A 16,766-nucleotide genomic window follows, 5' to 3' on the forward strand; every position below is an offset into this window, starting at 1 on the left:
GTCCGTGCTGGTCGTCGGCGTGCGGTGCCGATGATTGTCGTACCCCGGTGCCAGACTCCAGCAGGTGAGATGGGCGATAGCGGAGACGGGCGACGGCGGCGCTCGATTGTGTCCGCTCGATCAGGACGGTCACCCGGCGGGACCGGTCCTCGACGAACCCTCGCTTGTCGAGGCGGTGCGCTCCCGCCCCGATGTCGAGCGATGGGTATGGCGATCCACGGCCGAGATCTATCGTGCGTTGTGGGCAGCGGGCGTGTGGGTCGAGCGTTGCTACGACGTGCAGGCGGCGGAGGCGCTGCTGATCGGGCACGAGGAAGGGCAATCGGGTCAGGCGCGCTCGCTGGCGGCGGCGTGGGCCCGATTGCACAACCTGGCCGTTCCGCCGGATGCGCCGGTGCGAGCCGCCGAGACCCAGCCGTCGCTGTTCGAATCGGGCCCGGTCCCGCTGCCGCCGGGGGTCGACGAGTTCACCGCGCTGCTGGCGGTCTACGCCGGACAGGTCGCCCGCACGACGCGGGCCGAACACCCGGAACGCATGCGGCTGCTGCTCGCCGCCGAATCGGCGGGCATGCTCGTCGCTGTCGACATGGGGCAGCTCGGCATTCCGTGGCGCGCCGATGTGCACCGCGAATTGTTGGATTCGATGCTGGGAGAGCGGTTTCCGGGTGGATCGGAGCCTCGCCGGATGGCGGAACTGGCCGACGAGGTGTCGCGGGCGTTCGGGACCGGAGTTCGGGTGCGTCCCGACCTGCCCGCCGACATCATCAGGGCTTTCGGCCGCGCCGGAATCCTGTTGTCCTCCACCAGGAAATGGGAGCTCCAGCAGATCGACCACCCGGCCGTCGCTCCGTTGCTGGCCTACAAATCGCTGTACCGCCTCTACACCGCGCACGGCTGGTCCTGGCTCGAGCAGTGGGTGCACGGTGGTCGCTTCCGCCCCGAATACCTGCCGGGCGGCACCGTATCGGGGCGCTGGACCACCAATGGTGGTGGTGCACTGCAGATTCCGAAGGTGATTCGGCAGGCGATCCGGGCCGATCCGGGATGGTCGCTGGTGGTCGCCGACGCCGACCAGATGGAGCCGAGGATCCTCGCGGCGATCTCGCGCGATCCAGGGTTGATGGAGGCGGCGGGTCGTGGCGAAGACCTGTACGCGGACCTGGCGGCCCGCGGCTTCGGCGGCGATCGCGATCAGGCCAAGATCGCACTGCTCGGCGCCATCTACGGGCAGACCTCTGGTGACGCCCTGACTCATCTCGCGGGTCTGCGTCGGCGCTACCCGGCCGCGGTGGCCTACGTCGACGACGCGGCGCGCGCCGGCGAGGAAGGCCGACTGGTGCGCACCTGGTTGGGGCGCACCTGCACGCCGTTGTCGGTCGCGCTCGACGACACCGACGCGCCTCAGGACACGCGCACCGATTCCGCCGCCCGCGCCCGCGGCCGCTTCACCCGCAACTTCGTGGTGCAGGGCAGCGCCGCCGACTGGGCACTGCTGGTCCTGGCGGGCATCCGGCACGCGATCCGCGAGCTTCGCGCGGAACTGGTGTTCTTCCAACACGACGAGGTGATCGTGCACTGCCCGACCGAGGAAGCCGCGACGGTGGCCGAAGCGATCGCCACCGCCGCCGACACGGCGGGCCGGATCGCCTTCGGACAGACGCCGGTCCGGTTCCCGTTCACCACCGCGGTGGTCCAGTGCTACGGCGACGCGAAGTAGGACAGTCGTTCTCGGCCGCCCGGGAGTTTCGGTCGGCCACGCAGCGTGGCACCTGGCCTTGTTGTCGGTGGGTATCGGTAGCGTCTCGGCTGTGGAAACAGGGGAACGTATCCAAGAACTCGCCGACCGGATGGTGGCGCTGCGCGACGCCTATTACCAGGGGGCTCCGCTGGTCGCCGACGCTGAATTCGACGCGATCGAAGACGAGCTGCGGGCCCTGATCGAGGCGCATCCCGACCTCGCGCCGGACCCGAATCCGCTCGAGCAGGTCGGTGCGCCCTCGGTGCTGCACGCCCCGGTGCGGCATTCGCGGCCGATGCTCTCGCTGGAGAAGGCGACCAAGCCGGAGCAGGTCGAGGCGTTCTTCGGTCGGTTCCCGGGTCAGTCGGTGGTCGTGATGCCGAAGCTCGACGGGTTGTCGCTGGCTCTGGTCTTCGAGAACGGTCGGCTGGCCAGGGCGGTCACCCGCGGCGACGGCACCACCGGTGACGACGTGACCCCGCTGGTCCGTGCCCTCGTCGACGGGGTTCCCGAGCGGATCGACCTGCCCGGCCGCGTCGAGGTGCGTGGTGAGGCGGTGATGTTGCGGTCGACCTTTCTCGCCTACAACGCCGCGCATCCGGACAAGCCGCTGATCAATCCGCGCAATGCGGCGGCGGGCACCCTGCGCGCGAAGGACCCGGCCACCGTGGCCGAGCGACGCCTACAGTTCTTCGGCTTCGATCTGGACACCTCTGCCGACGACGCCGCGCACGACCTGGGGGAAGGGTTGCGTGCGATCGGGGTCGCGGGTGCGCAGATGCGGCTGTGCGCCGACGCCGCGCGGGCGCAGGCGGCGATCACCGAGATCGAGCAGGGTCGCAACGACCTGGACTACGACATCGACGGCGCCGTACTGCGACTGGCCGACCGCGATGCCTACGCGGCGGCAGGCACCCGATCGAACTCCCCCCGTGGTGCGCTGGCGTTCAAGTTCGCCGCCGAGGAGAAGACCACCCTGCTGCGCGAGGTGATCTGGGACGTCGGCAAGACGGGCAAGATCGTCCCCGTCGCGTGGCTCGAGCCGGTCTTCGTCGGCGGCACCACGGTCACCAAGGCGACCCTGGCGAACCAGGAGGTGATCCGCGCCCGCGACATCAAGGTCGGCGACACGGTACTGGTGCGTCGCGCGGGTGATGTCATCCCGTTCGTGGCCGGAGTGCTCGACGCCGCCAAGCGCACCGGCGAGGAGATCGAGATCGTCTCGCCCACCGTCTGCCCCTCGTGCGGGCAGCCGGTCACCGAGCAGGGCAACAGCCGAGAGCTGTTCTGCACCAACGTGGCCTGTCCCGCGCAGACAGTGCGCAGGCTGATCCACTGGGCCTCGCGCGCGGCAGCCGACATCGACGCCATCGGGGGAGTGTGGATCGAACGCCTCGCCGAGGCGGGCATTCTCGAACACCCGTCGGACTTCTACACCCTGACCAAGGAGCGACTGCTCGAATTCGACCGCATCGGCGAGATCTCCGCGGCGCGCATGATCGATTCGATCGACGCCAGCCGCCAGGTGGGCCTGCGCCGGGCCCTGATCGGCCTGGCCATCCCGATGGCCTCCGACGGCACCGCCGCGCGACTGGCCCGGTCGGGCTTCGGCTCCCTGGAGGACGTGGCCGACGCGGGTGAGGAGCGGCTCGTGGCGGTGGAGGACATCGGCCCGAAGGTCGCGGCGTCCCTGGTCGCGCATCTGACGCGGTTGCGTCCGGAACTGGATCGCCTGCGCGAACTCGGTGTCTGCCTCGACGTGCGCGAGGAGGACCTGCCGCCGGTCATCGCGGCAGGCGCGCCCCTCGAGGGCAAAACGGTGGTGATCACCGGCGCTATCAGCGACCCTCGCTCCGGGGAGAAAGTGGCGCGGCCGACGTTCCAACGACTGTGTGAACAGGCGGGAGCGACCGCGGCCTCCTCGGTCTCGGCCAACACCGACATGCTCATCACCGGCGCGGGAGTCGGTGACAGCAAGCTGGCGAAGGCGGAGAAGCTCGGTGTCGAGGTCGTCGACCAGGGCGAGATCTGGAACCTGCTGATCGAGGCCAAGGTCGTCTGACCCGCGCAGGCGGAGCGGACTTCGCTCCGCCTGCGTAGTCGGGTGGCACCTCTTGTGGGGCAAGAGGTCCCAGGGTCACCGACGCCGTGAAGCGTTCACTCAGTCGGACCGATGGTCGGGGGCGCGCTCGGTGACGTATTCCTTGGCCCAGCGATAGTCGGGTTTGCCGCTGGGGGAGCGGGAGATGGACTCCGCGATCCAGATGCGCTTGGGGATCTTGTATCCGGCGAGGTGGGGACGGAGGTGGGCGCGGACGGCATCGAAGTCCACGGTGCGATCGGAGGCGACCGAGATGATCGCCGCGACCTGTTGGCCCCACCGCTCGTGGGGGACGCCGATGACCACCGCGTCGTAGACCGCGTCGTGGGACTTGACGACGGCCTCGACCTCCTCGGGGAACACCTTCTCCCCGCCGGTGTTGATCACCATGTTGCCGCGACCGATCAGGGTGATCGAGCCGTCGGTCTCGGCGCGGGCCCGGTCGTCGGTGACCACGATGCGGACCCCGTCCACCGACTTGAAGAGCCGGTCCGTGCGTTCGGGATCGTTGTAGTAGCCGAGCGGCACCGCGCCCGTCTTGGCCAGCCAACCCTCCTCACCGGGGGCGACGGGTCGACCGTCCTCGTCGACGACCACCGCGCCGCGCCCGGTCTGTACCCGGGGGCCGCGCGCCGGATCGTCGTCCTTCTGCGCGAAACCGATACCGCCGAAACCGGTTTCGGACGACCCGATCGAGTCCGACACCATCGACGTCGGGAACTTCTCCAGCAGCGCGTTCTTCACCGGTTGCGACAGCAGCGCGGCTCCCGAGGCGATGACGAGCAGCGAGGCCGCGTCGACCGGGTCCGCGTCGAAGGCATCGATGAGCGGTCGAGCCATCGCGTCGCCGGTGATGACCATGACGTGCGGGCGGTGGGTGGCCACGGACTGCCAGATCTGGGCCGGATCGAAACGCGGCTCGAACAGCACGGTGTTGCCCGACCACAGGGCGTTGAAGGTGGGCATCATGGCGGCGGCGTGAATCAGCGGCGGGAGCACGAACCAGATGCTGGGTACCCCCTGCGCACCGGTCGCGGACTGCTGGTATTCGTCGCGCACCGGTTCACCGGTGTAGAAATCGATGCCGCCGCCCAGGACGCGCCACATGTCCTCCTGTCGCCACATGACGCCCTTGGGCATGCCGGTGGTGCCGCCGGTGTACATCATGAACAGGTCGTCCGCTGTGCGAGTGACCGCCGGGCGCTGCGGCTCACCGGCCGCGACGAGCTGTTCGTACCGGATCGCGCCCGGCACCGACGAGGCGTCGCGGCGGTCGTCGTCGACGCAGATCGACACCCGAACCTTCGGCGCGAGCGCGAGGGCCGCGTGCACGGTCTCGGCGTAACAGGCGTGGTACAGCAGCACTTCGAGATCGGCGTTGTCGTAGACATAGGCCAGCTCGGTCGGGCCGTACCGGTAGTTGATATTGATCGGGACGGCCGCCAGCTTGAAGCAGGCGATCAACGTCTCCATGGTTTCGATGCTGTTGTGCATCTGGAATCCGACGTGCGTGCCGTGACCTACACCCGACTCGGCCAGCTGGTCGGCGAGCTGATTGGCGCGAGTGTCCAGCTCCCGGAACGTGACTCGACGATCGCGCTGAATCAGCGCGATCCGATCGGGCATGGCGTCGACGGAATGTTCGAACAGGTCGGCGAAGTTGTTGGCCATGTCAATCTCTCTCGACGATCTCTCACACGACGGTGAGCGGCAGGGGCTTTCCCCGGTCGGTGAAGGCGAAGCCCGCACCGGTACTGAAACGGGTCACCGCCACCTCGGATGCTTCACGGAACGGCTTCTCGCCCAGGTCGATCTCGACGGTCCAGCCGTGCTGGTCGGTGCCTGCGACTCGGGCGACGAACCGCGGGTCGACCCCGCGCACAAGCGCTTCGAGGGGGCGAAGGTCCTCGGGCGTCAGCATCGAAGGCCACGCACCGTCGGTCCGCGCTCCGCTGCTGTGCGGAAAGCGCAGGCGCACCACCGATGCCGCGACCGAGATGTCGATACTGGTGTAGCTCAGCGGGTTCAGCGCCGGATGTAGGCGCAGGACCGTGGCGAGAGCGTGCGGATCACGGCCGAGCTTCAGGCAGTCACGGATGCGCTCGGAGGTGAGTCCGGCGATGCCGGCGAACTGCTTACGCCCGATCCCGAGGGCGGTCGTCGCATCGGCGCGTTCGTTGATGGCGACCATGAATCCGAGCGTCAGCAGGTGCTGTTGCAGGCAGATCTCGTCGGCCATCCGCCGCAGCGCGGCCCGGGAGAAATCGGCGAACCGCAGATCGCTGAGCAACGGCCCGGTGTAGTCGGCCATGCCTTCCTCGCCCGGGTCGATCTCGGCCAACTCGAGTCCTGCGGCCACGGAGTTCGCCAGCAGCGCGGCGTTGCGGGGGATCTCGGGCGGGACGTGCGCGGGATCGATGACGACCGTCCAGGCGCACACCGGGGTCCGGTCGGCGGGCGCGCGGGGTGGGCGGTGGATCGGTCGCACCTGGGCGTGCGGATTGGTGGCCAGCGCTGTCGCGTCGAAGGTGGGGTCCTCGATGTCGTGGCACATCGCCACCACGAACTCCTCGCCCATCGGTTCCACATCGGCCAGCGCCCCGCAGTGATCGAGCCAGAACTCGCCGTGATCGTGGTCGTCGACCCGAAACCGGAAGTCCATGAACTGCGGTGGCGCGCCGATGTCGAGTTGTAGCCCCTTGAAGATGGTTTCGACGCTGTCGCCGGTGAAGCGCAGGGCGCGCTGCATCCGGCGGGTGTAGATGGGACTGGCCAGTTGCCACTCCTCGATCGCGACCGCCGTCATCCCCTCGCGGCCGAAGGCGGCGATGGTGTGTGCCATCCCGGACCGGTCGATGAGGTGACCGCACAGCAGCAGCTCGGGGACCAGTGCGGCCAGTTGGTCCCTCGACAACTCCGCGTACCTGCTCATCGGGGTCACCACAGGGAAGCGGGCGATTCGCCGATGCGGTACCAGCCGGGCAGCGGGTCACGCGAGACCGAGCGTTCGATGCGCTTGTGCATGCCCGGCGAGAGCGCGTTGTCGGTGATCATGTCGAGGAACATCGCCGAGACGTTGCCGAAGTCGAAGAAGTCCCGCTGCCACGACCATTGGAAGTCGCCGCCGTAGCGGAACCAGCTGCCGCCGATGCCCTCGGGGGAGTAATGGCGACCGTCGGCGCGCTTGCCCTCGTTGATCTGCTTCCAGAAGCCGATGACGGTGCCGCTGCGCTCGTCGATGACGAATTCCTGGTAGGGATAGGTCCAGCCCTCGAGGCCGAGCATCTCCTGGCCGAGGGCGTAGTCGCGGATCTCGTCGCGGCCGACGGACATGAACTCCTGCTTGGGACCGTAGTTCCAGCCGTAGGTCGCGTCCACCGTGTACATCTCGGCGAGGGGCTTCCAGTCACCCTTCTCCTCGCACCGCTGGTTTTCCACGACCCAACGCCGAACCATCTCGTCGAGTTCGGCCCGCTCGAAACTTGCCATCAGTCTGTGCCTTTCGCAGTGGAGTCGGAATCGCCATCGTCGGCGATCGACAGAGCTCGGGTGGGGCAGTAGCGGATCGCGGCCTCGACGGCCTGGCGTTGCGCATCGCCCGGGGTGGCGTCGGTGATCTGGACGAGGCCGCGCTTGGGCACGGTGAAGACCGCCGGCGCTTCGTCCTGGCAGACCCCGTGTCCCTGACACAGGTCCAGGTCGACCACGACTCTCATGGCGCACCGTCCTCCGGCGCCGACCGCAGCGGCGCCTCCGGCTGCACCTCGACCAGCACCATGTGGGCGCCACGGGGGACGCAGACAACGGTCGCGACGGCGTCGGCGAGGTGTTGGGGCCGCAGCATGTAGGGGTGGCGGGCAAGGCCCCAGTCGCGCCAGTCCTGCAGCACCGGCCCGACGACCTCGGGGGTGGAGTCCATGCCCATCCCGGTCAGGGTGGGGCCGGGGCGCACCAGTGAGGCGCGAATCCCGCTGCCCTCCAGTTCCATGCGCAACTGGCCGACCATCGCCTCGAGACCGTTCTTCGCCGCGCTGTAGGCGCCGGTCCGTGGCCTCGGGTTGTCGGCGCAGTCGGAGCTGATCACGACCACATCGCCGCGTCGGCGCGCCGTCATCCCTGGCAGTACCCGGTGGATCAGGCGTTGCGCGCCGACCAGATGGACCTGCACCTGGAACAGGAATCGCTCCGGGTCCATGTCGCTCACCAGTGAGAATTCGATATCGCCCGCGCCGGAGACGAGGATCTCGGTCGGGCCGAGCGTGCGCTCGGCGGCCGTCACGAACTCGTCGACGGAGGCGGCGTCGGTGACGTCGAGACGGTGCGCGTACGCCGTGCCGCCGCCCGCGCGGATCTTGTCGGCGATCTCCTCGCACAGCTCGACCCGGCGCGCGCCCAGCGTCACCGGATGGCCGAGTTCTGCCAGTGTGACCGCGGTCGCGGCACCGATGCCGGAGGAGGCACCGGCGACCAGGACGGGCCTGCGTTCGGGATGGGGTTCGAATCGGGGCACTAGCTGACCTCTACTGTGATGGGGAGTTTGGCGAAGCCACGGACGTTCGTGGAGTGCACTCGCACGATGCCCTCGGCGGCGACGTCGAAAGCCGCCACCCGCGAGGCGAATTCGCCGAGCACGATGGTGGCCTCGAGCCGGGCCAGGTGCGCGCCGAGGCAGAAGTGCACGCCCGCGCCGAAGCTGGCCAGCGCGGAGCTGCTGTGGCGATCGATGACGTAGCTGTCGCCGTCGTCGAAGGCCGCCGGATCGCGGTTGGCGGAGCCGATCAGCAGCAACACCTTCGCGCCCGCCGGAATGGTGCCGCCGTGATACTCGAGATCGACCGCGGCGGTGCGAGCCACGATCTGGCTCGAGGTGTCGTAGCGCAGCGTCTCCTCCACCCAGTCGCTGACCAGCGCCGGCTCGGCGACGACCTTGGCGTACTCGGCCGGGTTGGCGCCCGCCCAGTAGAGCGCATTGCCCAAAAGCTTTGTGGTGGTCTCGTTTCCGGCGACAACCATCAGGAACATGAAGCCGATGATCTCCTCGTCGGTGAGGGTGTCGTCGTCGATCTCGGCATCCAACAGCGCCGAGGTGAGATCGTCGGCGGGCTCGGCGCGGCGCTGCGCGACCATGTCGGCGTAGTAGCCGAACAGTCGAATCGAGGCATCGATCGCGTCGGCGGGCACATCGAGGATGCCCTCCTCGCGGTGCACCACGAGATCTGCCAACCGTCGGATCTCGGCGCGATCGGGCTCGGGGACACCCATCAGTTCGGAGATGACGTCCATCGGCAGCTTGCCCGCGACCTCGTCGATCCAGTCGAAGCTGCCGCGCGCGAGCGCGGGCTCGAGATGCTCGAGCGTGATCTCCCGGATGCGTACTTCCATCTCGGCGACACGCTTCGGGGTGAATCCCTTGAAGACCAGCCTGCGCATCCGCATATGCCGGGGGTCGTCCATCGCCAGAAACGACATCACCCGATGGGCGTGCGGGCCCCAGGCAGCCGGATCGAGGGACACGCCATTAGCACTCGAGAGCCGATTGCTGTCCCGGAATGCCGCGATTACATCGGAATGCCGGGAAAGCGCCCAGAAATCGAGATCGGGATTGTGGTAAAGCGGGGCCTCGGTACGCAAACGGTGGTAAGTCGGATACGGGTCCTCATGGAATCCGTAGTCGTACGGGTCGAAAGTCACGGGTTCCACAGTGGCGCTGGTCATCGCGAATACCCCGGTTTCGATAGATCGTCCCCTGCGTAGGTGGGGGTCGACAACCCCGAGGGAGACACGTAGCTGGACATGTGTCTGGACGGTACCACCGACGCAAGTTCGGCACAACGGTTTCTCGACTCGGAGACGGCCTGACCGGGCGATGAGCGCCGAGATCGGGGCCTGTAGAAATCTGGACCACTGTCTGGAATGTGGTCCAAATCATATGGTACGGTCACCGGCATGGCACGGGGAGACGGCGAAGTTGCACCGGCTTACGGTGGTGCGACGGGCACGAGTGACCCGGACGTGCTGGACGAGGAACAGGTCGGCGCCGGGCGGATAATTCGCCGGAACTTCTCCGACACTGTTCTTTCGAGCGTGGCGACGCTCGGGCGCGCATTGCGTATGGGCGCCGCGGCGATCTACATCGGCACCAACGACGCCATTCGTGGTCGCTTCCAAGTGCACGAAACTCTCGCGCAGGCTTGGTTTCTGATCAGGGTCACCGCGGTGCCGAGCATTTTGATGGCCATTCCGTTCGGTGTCATCGTTTCCGCGCAAGTCGGCAATATCGTGTCCGAACTCGGCGCCGATTCGATGATCGGCGCCGCGGGCGGACTCGGCGTGATCAAACAGGGCGCGCCGATGGCCACCGCGATGCTGCTCGGTGGTGCGGGCGCCGCCGCCATCGCCGCCGACCTGGGGGCCAGGACCATCCGCGAAGAGGTCGACGCGCTCCGGGTGATGGGCATCGACCCGGTGCAGCGGCTGGTCGTGCCGCGCATCGCGGCCATGATGCTGGTCGCGCCGCTGCTCAACATCTTGATCATCTTCATCGGCATCAGCTCCGGGTTCTTGGTCGCGGTGTCGGCGTTGAACGTCACCCCGGGCAGCTACTGGCAGTCCTTCGGTGCCTTCACCACCTCGATCAACGTGTGGGTCTCGCTGGTCAAGGCGCTGATCTTCGGTTTCCTCGTCGTGGTCATCGCCTGTCAGCGCGGATTGGAGGCCAAGGGCGGGCCGCGCGGCGTCGCCGACGGGGTCAACGCGGCCGTGGTGATGTCGATCGCCGCGGCCGTTGTGCTGAACACCGTGATCACCCAGGTGGTCACCATGTTCTTCCCGGTGAGGATGGCCTGATGGGCGCCGCTCCCTACTATCCCGTCGGCCTGCGGTGGGTGGGTCGGCTCCGGCGTCGCGGCATTCGCCCGCTCGGCCCGATCGAGTCGATCGGCTTCGTGATCGGCTTCGTCTGGCAGGTGCTCTCGTCGGTGCCCTACACGCTGATGCGCTACCGGCGACAGACGATCACCATGGTCACCGACATGACCTGGGGTCGCGGATCGGTGATCATCGGCGGCGGCGTGGTGCCCCTGATGCTGTTGCTCGGCGCGGCCATGGGCGCGTCGATCGGCATCGAGGCGTTCAGCGCGCTGAACTTGTTGTCGCTGGGTCAGCTCAGCGGTCTCATCTCGGCTTTCGGTGTGACCCGTGAGCTTGCCCCGATCGCGGCCGGGATCGGGTTCGCGGCTCAGGCCGGGTGCCGGATGACCGCGGAGATCGGTTCCATGCGCATCTCCGAGGAGATCGACGCACTCGAATCCCTCGGCATCCGGTCGGTGCCGTTCGTCGTCACCACCCGTGTCATCGCCGGAATCTTCGCCGTGGCACCGGCTTTCGTGGTCGCGCTGATCCTGAGCTACGCCTCCTGTGCCCTGATCGTGACGACCATCCACGGAACGCCGAGCGGAACCTACGACCACTACTTCGATCAGTTCGTGGTCGGGTGGGACGTCTTCGCCGCGACCGTCAAGGTGATGATCTTCGCCATCGCCGTCGTGCTGATCCATTGCTATCAGGGCTATTTCGCCACGGGCGGCCCCGAAGGCGTCGGCATCGGGTCCGGGCGCGCCATTCGGGCGAGCCTGGTCGCGATCATCGCGCTCGACATGGTCGCCACCATCCTGCTCTGGGGATTCCAATCCCCCGTCACGTTCACCGGGTGATGCCATGCCTGCCTATGCTCTGCCGGGAACCGAGGTCGGGCCGCTGCGTGCTCGCGTCCTCGGCGTGCTCGCGGTCGTCCTCGCCCTGCTCGGGGTGCTGGTCTGGCGGGTGGTGCCCGACAGCGAGCCCGCGGACCAGATCCAGGTGGTGCTGCTGGTCGGCGAAGTCGGTGCGGGCGTCGGGGAGGGGACCGACGTCCGGCTCGACGGCGTGCAGGTCGGCTCGGTCGCCACGATCGACTTCGCCGGCCGCAGCAAGCAGCGAATCGCGCTGACGCTGAGCGGGTCTCAATTGTTCGGTCTGACCGACGCGCTCTCGGTCGACTACGCGCCGGGCAACCTCTTCGGCATCAGCGCCATCGAGCTGCATTCGGTGGCAGGCGGTACCGTGCTGGTCGACGGCTCGACCGTCGATCTCACCGAACGCGAAGCCGATCGAGTGCACGACGCCACGCTCTCGGCCCTGCTGAAATCGACGGGACAGCTCACCGACGAGGTGCTCACCCCGAAACTGGTCGAACTGCTCAGCACGCTCTCGCGTGACCTCACCGCCTTCACACCACTGATGCAGGCCATCGGCACGACCGCCCGCTCCTATGCCGAGACCAGGCAGCTGCCCCCGTCGATGCTGTTCGAACAGTTCGGTTCGGCACTGACCGGTCTGCCGCCGATGCTCACCGGTGGGCTGACGCTGCTGCACGCGGAGTACACGAACAAGTACCTGGCGGTACCCGACCAGCTCCAACGATTCGGCCAGATGTTCGAAGGCATCCAATACCAATTGCTGCCGACGGTCACCCAACTGCTCAGCACCTCCCAGGTGTATTTCGGTGGAATCCTGCCCATGATCAGCGTCGTTCTCGACCGACTTGCCGCGTCGGTCAGCACACCGGAGCGCTCGGCCCACCAGCTGAGCGAACTCCTCGCCCGACTCGACACCGCATTTCACGACACCCCCGACGGCCCGGTACTGCGCGCCGCGGTCGAGCTGGATGTGGTGCCGGGCCTGGCGGTACCGCTGGCCTCGATGCTCGGGGGTGGCCGCTGATGACGACACGTGCCCTGCTGATCCGGGTGGCCGCGGCGATCCTGCTGATGGGTTTGGTGCTGGTCGGCGTCCTGCGCGTCATCGAACGCCCCGTCGACGGCGAAACAGACACCTACACAGCACTGTTCACCGACGCGAACGGCCTGCGCGACGGTGACGACGTGCGTCTCTACGGCGTCCAGGTCGGCAAGGTGCGCGCGGTCGAACTCGACGGTTCGCTCGCTCGGGTGCGCTTCACCGTCTCCAGGGATCGGGCGCTGTTCACCGACACCACGATCGCCATCCGCTACCAGAACCTCACCGGCTTCCGGTATCTGGACGTCGAACATCCCGATCAGCCCGGTGCTCGACGCGATCCGGCCTCGGTCTTCGGCACCGACGAAACGATCCCCGACTTCGACATCACCCGGCTGTTCAAAGGCTTGCAGCCGGTGCTGGCCGAACTCTCGCCCGATGATCTCAACCAATTCGCGACCAGCATCCTCGCCGTGGTCCAGGGCGACGGAACGGGTCTCGGGCAGGCGCTGGGCGCCATCGACAAGCTCAGCCGCTATGCCTCCGACCGGCAGGCGGTGCTGTCGACCTTGGCGGCCAACCTCGCCCAGGTGGCCGATCATCTCGGCGGAAAGTCGGGCAATGCGATGACCCTGCTGACCAATCTGACCAACCTGTTCATCACCATCACCGAGAAACTGCCCGGCCTCGTCGACTTCGCCAACGGCATACCCGGGGTACTGCAACCACTGCGGAGCATGCTCACCGTCTTCGGGGTCACCGGCGAACCCGGCGGGGACTTCGATGTAGCGCTACGTCGGGCGTTCCCCGACCCCTACGAGGCGGTCGCCGCGTTCGAGAGCTTGCCCGGTCTCATCCAGGCGATGACACAGGCGATTCCGCCGACCGGACCCGACCTCACCTGCTCGCACGGGGACGCCACGGCACCCGAACCGCTGCAAGTGCTCATCGCCGGACAGGGGATCGTGCTGTGTCACCGATAACGCGCCGACGCGCCACCGACCCGAGGGCGGGTGAGTTGCGGTGGGGGATAGCGGGAATGTGCGCGGCCGTGCTGTTGCTCGTCGCGATCGGCGCGGTATATGTCACCGGCACGACCGCCGAGCGAACCTACGCCGCCGAGATGACCCAGGCGGGCTCGGTCCGCGTCGGCGACGATGTGCGGCTCGCGGGAATACCCGTCGGGAAGGTGACCGCGCTGAGCCTGCTGCCCGATCGGGTCAGGATGGAGTTCACCGTCGCCGACGACGCGTTCGTCGGTGATCAGAGCACTCTCGACATCCGGATGCTGACCTTCGTCGGCGGGTACTACGTGGCCGTCCTGCCCGCCGGAACGACACCGCTCGGCGATGCGGTGATCCCCGCCGAGCGAGTCATCGTGCCCTACAACCTGACCAAGGCGTTCCAGGACGCGGTGGAGCCGGTCCGCCGGATCGACGGCAGCATCTTCCGGCGCGACCTCGCCGCGCTGTCCACCGCGATCGACAAGAGCCCGGAGGCTGTCCGGTCGGCTGTGCGTGCCGCAGGCGACGTGGTCGCGATCCTGGACGAGCAGAACGCCGACATCTCCCGTGCGCTGTCCATCGCCGACGAATACCTGACCGCACTCAACGCCAACGCCGATGTGCTGGCGGACCTGATCATCACTCTCGGCACGCTCGAACAGATCATTCAGACCAACAAGGTGCAGGTCGCCGAATCACTGCGTGACCTGGCAGTGATTCTGCAAGATCTCACCCCGCTCGGGCGAGCGTGGGACGCGACGATCAAGCAGCGCGCCCAACCACTCGCCGATGCCATCCCCGCACTCGAAGAACTGGGCGCGCGCTTGGGCACCCTGCTCGATTCCGTGCGCGCACTGGGGCAACGGCTGTTGCCGCTGATGCCCGCGGGCGGCGGTGTGAGCATCGATCAGTCCAGCGCGACCGTTCAGCTGCCCGCCGTGTGTGTGCCGCTGCCCGGAGGTGGGTGTTGATGTGGAAACAGGCCCTGGGGTCGCGTGGATTGATGTCGGCCGCGGTCGTGCTCACGGTGGTCATGGCCGGTGCGCTCGGTCTGCGGTTGAGCACACCGAATCCGCCCATGCGCGGCTACTGCGCGCAGATGCCCGACAGCATCGGGCTCTACGAGGGCAGCGCGGTCACCGTCATGGGGATACAGGTCGGGCGCGTCACCGAGATCAACATCGACGGCGGGTCGGCGCGCGTCGACTTCGTCGTACGCGCTGATCGTAAGTTGGCGCCCGATGTGGGGGCGGTGACGGTCAGCGACACCCTGATCGCCGACCGTCGGCTCGCCCTGATCGGCGCCGAACCCGCTGGGCCGGGCTGGAATTCGAGCCAGTGCATCACCAAGACCCTGACACCCAAGAGCCTGACGCAGACTTTCGACGCGCTCGCCGGCCTCGCCGATCAGCTCAACGGGGCGGGGGATCCCGCGCAGCGCAACGCCGTCGGGGCCGGAATCGACGCCCTCGATCGCGCGACCGCGGGGACGGGCGATCAGATCAACGAGATCATCGTCGCGCTGAGCCGGGCGCTGGCCGCACCCGACGCGGCGATCGGTCACATCGGGCAACTACTCGACGCACTCACCGAACTGGCCCATCGGGCCAGGGGCGGATGGGCACAGGTGGAGACCACGGTGAGCGGGCTGCCGCAGACCTTCAACGACATCGTCACGATCGCGTTCCCACCGATCATCGAGATCGTCGCCGCCCTCGCCGATCTGCTGCCCCAGCTCAACGACGTGATCGTGATGTTCGGTTCGCCCGCGCTGCGCGCCCTGGACGCCGTGCCCGACCTTTCGCGGATGATCGCGGCGGGCGTCGGCTCGCTCGCCGACATCATCGCCATGGCGCCTGCGGTCGCGAGTGGTTTCGCCGGTGCTGTCGACCCGGTCACCGGGGCGCTGACCATCGGCTACGCGCCACCGAAACTCGCACTCGCCCAGCACGACACGGCCCAGGTCTGTGCGGCCGTGCAGATCATCACGGGACAGCAGTGCCGGCCGACCGAAAGCGGTGCGATGACGATTCCTGCCCTGCCCCTGCTGCTCGGGGCGGTGAGCGCGCGATGAGACGCGGGGTCCTGCTCGTCCTCGCGGTGCTGCTCACCGGCACCGGCTGCGGTTTCCAGCCCGCCGACCTGCCGGTGCCGGGCGCAGGCGTCGGCGGGCCGACGTATCAGCTGCGGATCGAGTTCGCCGATGTGCTCAACCTTCCGCAGGGCGCCAAGGTGATCGCGGCAGGCGTGCGGGTCGGCGTGCTCACCGGGGTCACTCTCGTCGATCCCGGCGCCGCGACCCCGGGCCGGGCGGCCGAGCCCGGCTACGCCATCGCCGATGTCGCCATCCGGCAATCGGTACGGCTGTCGGTGGGCACCACCGCCGAACTGCGCCAGGAGACTCCGCTCGGCGACGTCCACATCGCGCTGAGTGAACCGGTGGACGCGACCGCGGGCGAGTTGGCGGCGGGATCGACCATCCCGCTCGCCGACACCACTCAGTCGCCCCCGATCGAGGACATCCTGGCTGGACTGTCCACCTTCATCGGCAGCGGTGCGGTGACCGACTTCCAGAGCATCGTGCGCACGATGAACGGCGTGTTCCCCGACGACCCGCGCGACACCGCCCGTCTCGCGGGAATCCTCGGCGCCGACATCACCGACCTCGGCGACCGGTTGCACTCGGTCGATGCCCTGCTCGACGGCATGGAAGCCACGGTCGAGGAGGGCATGCAACAGAACCTGCCGATCCTCGACGAGCTGCTCACCCCCTACGGCGTCGAACACACCACCGCCGCGGTGAACGCGCAGATCCGTGTCATCTTCGTGCTGACCGCGCTGGGCCCGGTCGCGCCGAGCGCGCAGTGGCTGGGCCCGCTGCTGTCCTCTCTGGACGACACCACCCGCGCCCTGGTGCCCATGCTGCTCGGCAGCCGCCCCCTCGACGCTGATTCGCCGTCGAACACGAAGGCGCTGATCGACCTGATCAATACCGACCTCGTACCGTTCGCCGACCACGGCCCGAAGGTCGACCTGGTCGATGTCACCCTCGGGCCGTCGACCGACCCGATCACCACCGACGAGCACACCGCCCGCGTCGTCGAGACCCTGCGGATGATCGGCATGGTGCGATGAACCTTCGTGCGGC

15 protein-coding genes are annotated in these 16,766 nt (G+C 67.9%); 9 read left to right on the forward strand and 6 right to left on the reverse strand.

Annotation, left to right across the window (positions count from 1 at the left end; all coding sequences use genetic code 11):
- Positions 1-64: 64 nt before the first annotated feature.
- Together ACFWUR_RS17800 and ligA are read left to right on the forward strand one after the other, a co-directional pair.
- Positions 65-1,717 carry a bifunctional 3'-5' exonuclease/DNA polymerase gene (locus tag ACFWUR_RS17800; protein WP_378908185.1) on the forward strand — a complete coding sequence of 551 codons (1,653 nt, stop codon included), beginning with the start codon at positions 65-67 and terminating at the stop codon, positions 1,715-1,717.
- A gap of 91 nt (positions 1,718-1,808) precedes the next feature.
- Positions 1,809-3,800, forward strand: coding sequence for an NAD-dependent DNA ligase LigA (gene ligA / locus ACFWUR_RS17805; protein ID WP_378908186.1), 1,992 nt, complete (start codon positions 1,809-1,811; stop codon positions 3,798-3,800).
- A 99-nt stretch (positions 3,801-3,899) separates the two neighbouring features.
- Here the strand turns inward: ligA and ACFWUR_RS17810 are convergent, their stop codons facing one another.
- From ACFWUR_RS17810 to ACFWUR_RS17835, 6 genes are read right to left on the reverse strand one after another with little or no spacing between them, the layout of a single operon-like run.
- Entirely contained in the window at positions 3,900-5,510 is a 1,611-nt protein-coding gene (locus ACFWUR_RS17810) for an acyl-CoA synthetase (RefSeq protein WP_378908187.1), read from the reverse strand.
- A gap of 22 nt (positions 5,511-5,532) precedes the next feature.
- Entirely contained in the window at positions 5,533-6,771 is a 1,239-nt protein-coding gene (locus ACFWUR_RS17815) for a hypothetical protein (RefSeq protein WP_378908188.1), read from the reverse strand.
- 5 nt (positions 6,772-6,776) lie between these two features.
- Positions 6,777-7,328, reverse strand: a complete 552-nt coding sequence (locus ACFWUR_RS17820; protein ID WP_301906214.1) for a nuclear transport factor 2 family protein — start codon at positions 7,326-7,328, stop codon at positions 6,777-6,779.
- Positions 7,328-7,555, reverse strand: coding sequence for a ferredoxin (locus ACFWUR_RS17825; protein WP_378908189.1), 228 nt, complete (start codon positions 7,553-7,555; stop codon positions 7,328-7,330). The genes ACFWUR_RS17820 and ACFWUR_RS17825 overlap by 1 nt, the downstream gene beginning before the upstream one ends.
- Positions 7,552-8,349: an SDR family oxidoreductase gene (locus ACFWUR_RS17830; protein WP_378908190.1), complete on the reverse strand. Its 798-nt coding sequence runs from the start codon at positions 8,347-8,349 to the stop codon at positions 7,552-7,554. Before ACFWUR_RS17830 ends, ACFWUR_RS17825 begins: the two co-directional genes overlap by 4 nt.
- Complete coding sequence (locus ACFWUR_RS17835) at positions 8,349-9,554, reverse strand: cytochrome P450 (RefSeq protein WP_378908191.1); 1,206 nt, start codon at positions 9,552-9,554, stop codon at positions 8,349-8,351. Before ACFWUR_RS17835 ends, ACFWUR_RS17830 begins: the two co-directional genes overlap by 1 nt.
- A gap of 231 nt (positions 9,555-9,785) precedes the next feature.
- Here ACFWUR_RS17835 and ACFWUR_RS17840 point away from each other — a divergent pair, with 231 nt between their 5' ends.
- The 7 genes from ACFWUR_RS17840 to ACFWUR_RS17870 are packed head-to-tail and all read left to right on the forward strand — an operon-like array spanning position 9,786 to position 16,753.
- Positions 9,786-10,685, forward strand: coding sequence for an MlaE family ABC transporter permease (locus ACFWUR_RS17840; protein ID WP_378908192.1), 900 nt, complete (start codon positions 9,786-9,788; stop codon positions 10,683-10,685).
- Positions 10,685-11,551 (forward strand): ABC transporter permease, encoded by an 867-nt coding sequence (locus ACFWUR_RS17845; protein ID WP_378908193.1) that lies wholly within the window; start codon positions 10,685-10,687, stop codon positions 11,549-11,551. The genes ACFWUR_RS17840 and ACFWUR_RS17845 overlap by 1 nt, the downstream gene beginning before the upstream one ends.
- Before the next feature lie 4 nt (positions 11,552-11,555).
- Entirely contained in the window at positions 11,556-12,599 is a 1,044-nt protein-coding gene (locus ACFWUR_RS17850) for a hypothetical protein (RefSeq protein WP_378908194.1), read from the forward strand.
- Positions 12,599-13,597, forward strand: coding sequence for an MlaD family protein (locus tag ACFWUR_RS17855; protein ID WP_378908195.1), 999 nt, complete (start codon positions 12,599-12,601; stop codon positions 13,595-13,597). The genes ACFWUR_RS17850 and ACFWUR_RS17855 overlap by 1 nt, the downstream gene beginning before the upstream one ends.
- Positions 13,585-14,589, forward strand: coding sequence for an MlaD family protein (locus ACFWUR_RS17860; RefSeq protein ID WP_378908196.1), 1,005 nt, complete (start codon positions 13,585-13,587; stop codon positions 14,587-14,589). The genes ACFWUR_RS17855 and ACFWUR_RS17860 overlap by 13 nt, the downstream gene beginning before the upstream one ends.
- On the forward strand, positions 14,589-15,692 hold the full coding sequence (locus tag ACFWUR_RS17865) for an MlaD family protein (RefSeq protein ID WP_378908197.1): 1,104 nt from the start codon (positions 14,589-14,591) through the stop codon (positions 15,690-15,692). Before ACFWUR_RS17860 ends, ACFWUR_RS17865 begins: the two co-directional genes overlap by 1 nt.
- Positions 15,689-16,753, forward strand: coding sequence for an MlaD family protein (locus tag ACFWUR_RS17870; RefSeq protein WP_378908198.1), 1,065 nt, complete (start codon positions 15,689-15,691; stop codon positions 16,751-16,753). The genes ACFWUR_RS17865 and ACFWUR_RS17870 overlap by 4 nt, the downstream gene beginning before the upstream one ends.
- Positions 16,754-16,766: the final 13 nt, after the last annotated feature.

It is taken from the genome of Nocardia sp. NPDC058633 (genome assembly GCF_042717045.1).
Classification (GTDB): domain Bacteria; phylum Actinomycetota; class Actinomycetes; order Mycobacteriales; family Mycobacteriaceae; genus Nocardia.

Coding starts and splice junctions, on each gene's coding strand:
- ACFWUR_RS17810 (WP_378908187.1), bottom strand. CDS start 5,510: ATGGCCAACAACTTCGCCGACCTGTTCGAACATTCCGTCGACGCCATG.
- ACFWUR_RS17815 (WP_378908188.1), bottom strand. CDS start 6,771: ATGAGCAGGTACGCGGAGTTGTCGAGGGACCAACTGGCCGCACTGGTC.
- ACFWUR_RS17820 (WP_301906214.1), bottom strand. CDS start 7,328: ATGGCAAGTTTCGAGCGGGCCGAACTCGACGAGATGGTTCGGCGTTGG.
- ACFWUR_RS17825 (WP_378908189.1), bottom strand. CDS start 7,555: ATGAGAGTCGTGGTCGACCTGGACCTGTGTCAGGGACACGGGGTCTGC.
- ACFWUR_RS17835 (WP_378908191.1), bottom strand. CDS start 9,554: ATGACCAGCGCCACTGTGGAACCCGTGACTTTCGACCCGTACGACTAC.
- ACFWUR_RS17840 (WP_378908192.1), top strand. CDS start 9,786: ATGGCACGGGGAGACGGCGAAGTTGCACCGGCTTACGGTGGTGCGACG.
- ACFWUR_RS17845 (WP_378908193.1), top strand. CDS start 10,685: ATGGGCGCCGCTCCCTACTATCCCGTCGGCCTGCGGTGGGTGGGTCGG.
- ACFWUR_RS17850 (WP_378908194.1), top strand. CDS start 11,556: ATGCCTGCCTATGCTCTGCCGGGAACCGAGGTCGGGCCGCTGCGTGCT.
- ACFWUR_RS17855 (WP_378908195.1), top strand. CDS start 12,599: ATGACGACACGTGCCCTGCTGATCCGGGTGGCCGCGGCGATCCTGCTG.
- ACFWUR_RS17865 (WP_378908197.1), top strand. CDS start 14,589: ATGTGGAAACAGGCCCTGGGGTCGCGTGGATTGATGTCGGCCGCGGTC.
- ACFWUR_RS17870 (WP_378908198.1), top strand. CDS start 15,689: ATGAGACGCGGGGTCCTGCTCGTCCTCGCGGTGCTGCTCACCGGCACC.